At 56.4% G+C, this 505-nt stretch carries 2 pseudogenes; both read left to right on the top strand.

What is annotated here, in order from left to right:
• A pseudogene (locus EXE46_RS16375) lies at nt 1-238 on the top strand (IS66 family transposase); the annotation flags it as partial.
• Nucleotides 239-382: 144 nt separating this feature from the next.
• A pseudogene (locus EXE46_RS16370) lies at nt 383-505 on the top strand (transposase); the annotation flags it as partial.

Raw genomic sequence — 505 nt, 5'->3', positions numbered from 1 at the left:
GGTCTCCCCGACGAACAACGCCGCAGAGAACGCACTCCGTGAACCCGTTGTTCTCCGGAAAATCATCGGAACGCTTCGTAATGACCGAGGAATGTTCGTCCACGAGACAGTCTTGTCCCTGCTGGCGCCACGTCGCCAGCAGGGACGCAATCCTTACGACGAACTCAGGCGAGTTGTCCGCGACAACGAGATGATCTCACGGGATCAAGCTGCTCCGATTGTTGAGTCTTCAGGGTAAACACGTACCTGTTTGGTAAATCGCTGAGCAATTTAACAGTCATGATCGTCGGACGCTCTTGGGTAGAGGATTGTTGGTCAGTTCTCAGCTGGAGCCAGAAGTCACAACAGGCAAGGGTGACACGACCGCGTCACCCGACAAACGATGTTCCCTATCAAGACGCTCGTCTCGGAGCGTCGCGCCGTGAACCTGTTACAGCAGGTTCGCTGGCGCGACGGCATCTATTGCCCGCCTGCCGTGGCGAATCTGTGATTCGGTACGGCAGCT

The sequence above is a fragment of the Halorubrum sp. GN11_10-6_MGM genome (assembly GCF_005435165.1).
In the GTDB taxonomy this organism is placed as follows: Archaea; Halobacteriota; Halobacteria; order Halobacteriales; family Haloferacaceae; genus Halorubrum.
Note: the sequence above shows the minus strand (reverse complement) of the source record. Positions and strands in the feature narration are given on the sequence as shown.